The 2,500-nt window shown below is 51.8% G+C and carries 1 tRNA gene and 2 rRNA genes (1 of these 3 cut by a window edge); all 3 read left to right on the forward strand.

What is annotated here, in order from left to right:
* The first annotated feature begins 271 nt into the window (after positions 1–271).
* Positions 272–1,762 (forward strand): 16S ribosomal RNA (locus NDA03_RS24915).
* A 109-nt stretch (positions 1,763–1,871) separates the two neighbouring features.
* A tRNA-Ile gene (locus NDA03_RS24920) sits at positions 1,872–1,945 on the forward strand.
* Between the two features lie 271 nt (positions 1,946–2,216).
* Positions 2,217–2,500, forward strand: a 23S ribosomal RNA gene (locus NDA03_RS24925) (it continues 2,604 nt past the right edge of the window).
* The 16S and 23S rRNA genes sit together here with 1 tRNA gene alongside, the layout of an rRNA operon.

Consider the following 2,500-nt stretch of genomic DNA (forward strand, 5'->3'; position numbering starts at 1 on the left):
TGGGGATTTTGAGAGTTTTCCAAAAAAGTTTTTCAAAACAGTTGACAGAAGCGGTTCGTGGTTGCTACATTAATAAAGCGGTCGGGAGAGCAAGCGAAAGTGAAGCGACACCGAAGCGCACCGAACCTAGAAAAAATAATAGTTTGAAAGCCAAGTAAACACAAGTACCTCGTCAAAAAAATCAGGTGAATTGGAAGAAACTTCAATCACCCAGACGAAGTCGGTAGGAAACTTATAGTTTCCAATAGCCAAAAAAACAAACTCACTTAACACAATGGAGAGTTTGATCCTGGCTCAGGATGAACGCTGGCGGTCTGCTTAACACATGCAAGTCGAACGGGAATCTTCGGATTCTAGTGGCGGACGGGTGAGTAACGCGTGAGAATCTGCCTTCAGGACGGGGATAACAGTTGGAAACGACTGCTAAGACCGGATGTGCCGAGAGGTGAAATATTTATAGCCTGAAGATGAGCTCGCGTCCGATTAGCTAGTTGGTAAGGTAAAAGCTTACCAAGGCGACGATCGGTAGCTGGTCTGAGAGGACGATCAGCCACACTGGGACTGAGACACGGCCCAGACTCCTACGGGAGGCAGCAGTGGGGAATTTTCCGCAATGGGCGAAAGCCTGACGGAGCAAGACCGCGTGGGGGAGGAAGGTTCTTGGATTGTAAACCCCTTTTCTCAGGGAAGAACAAAATGACGGTACCTGAGGAATCAGCATCGGCTAACTCCGTGCCAGCAGCCGCGGTAATACGGAGGATGCAAGCGTTATCCGGAATAATTGGGCGTAAAGCGTCCGTAGGTGGCTGTTCAAGTCTGCCGTTAAAGACCGGGGCTTAACCCTGGAAAGGCGGTGGAAACTGAACGGCTAGAGTGCAGTAGGGGTAGAGGGAATTCCCAGTGTAGCGGTGAAATGCGTAGAGATTGGGAAGAACACCGGTGGCGAAAGCGCTCTGCTGGACTGCAACTGACACTGAGGGACGAAAGCTAGGGGAGCGAATGGGATTAGATACCCCAGTAGTCCTAGCCGTAAACGATGGATACTAGGTGTGGCCTGTATCGACCCGGGCCGCGCCGTAGCTAACGCGTTAAGTATCCCGCCTGGGGAGTACGCACGCAAGTGTGAAACTCAAAGGAATTGACGGGGGCCCGCACAAGCGGTGGAGTATGTGGTTTAATTCGATGCAACGCGAAGAACCTTACCAGGACTTGACATGTCCGGAACCTTCTGGAAACAGAAGGGTGCCTTCGGGAACCGGAACACAGGTGGTGCATGGCTGTCGTCAGCTCGTGTCGTGAGATGTTGGGTTAAGTCCCGCAACGAGCGCAACCCTCGTCCTTAGTTGCCATCATTAAGTTGGGCACTTTAGGGAGACTGCCGGTGACAAACCGGAGGAAGGTGGGGATGACGTCAAGTCAGCATGCCCCTTACGTCCTGGGCTACACACGTACTACAATGCTACGGACAAAGGGCAGCAAGTTAGCAATGACAAGCAAATCCCATAAACCGTGGCTCAGTTCAGATCGCAGGCTGCAACTCGCCTGCGTGAAGGCGGAATCGCTAGTAATCGCCGGTCAGCATACGGCGGTGAATCCGTTCCCGGGCCTTGTACACACCGCCCGTCACACCATGGGAGTTGGCCACGCCCGAAGTCGTTACCCTAACCTGCAAAGGAGGGGGACGCCGAAGGCAGGGCTGATGACTGGGGTGAAGTCGTAACAAGGTAGCCGTACCGGAAGGTGTGGCTGGATCACCTCCTTTTAAGGGAGACCGAACCTCTGAACACCGATGAAGTCGGTCACAGAAGGTCATCCCAGGTCGTCGAGGTTGTGTCATCAAAAGCTTTCAAACTATTACGGTTCCGGTTCATGGGCTATTAGCTCAGGTGGTTAGAGCGCACCCCTGATAAGGGTGAGGTCCCTGGTTCGAGTCCAGGATGGCCCACCTAAAGTCAAGCTGATTGCTTGACAAGTAAGAGGGTAAAGCTTGAGTTGGGAAGCCCGGTTGAGGGGCATATCTATAAGCCGAGCAAGTCAAAACCGAAAACCGGAAAAAGAAGTCAGCATCGACTCTGAAACTCGAAAAGCCTCAGAGAGACTGCTGGACTCTAATTCCAGCCAAAGAACCTTGAAAACTGCATAGTAACGTTAAAAAGCAGGAAAAAACGAGACGTCCAATCGAAGAAGGCGTCCGTATCATCCAAACAAGAGAATGTGGTCAAGCTACAAAGAGCTTATGGTGGATCCCTCGGCACACAGAGGCGATGAAGGACGTGGCGACCGACGAAACGCTCCGGGGAGCTGGAAGCAAGCAATGAGCCGGAGATATCCGAATGGGGCAACCCCAAAGAACTAACTGCTGAATCCATAGGCAGTAAAGAGCCAACCCAGTGAACTGAAACATCTTAGTAGCTGGAGGAAAAGAAATCAAAAGAGATTCCCTGAGTAGTGGTGAGCGAAACGGGAAGAGCCTAAACCATCAAGCATGCTTGGTGGGGTA

The organism is Trichocoleus sp. Lan (assembly GCF_039961855.1).
GTDB lineage: Bacteria > Cyanobacteriota > Cyanobacteriia > Cyanobacteriales > FACHB-T130 > FACHB-T130.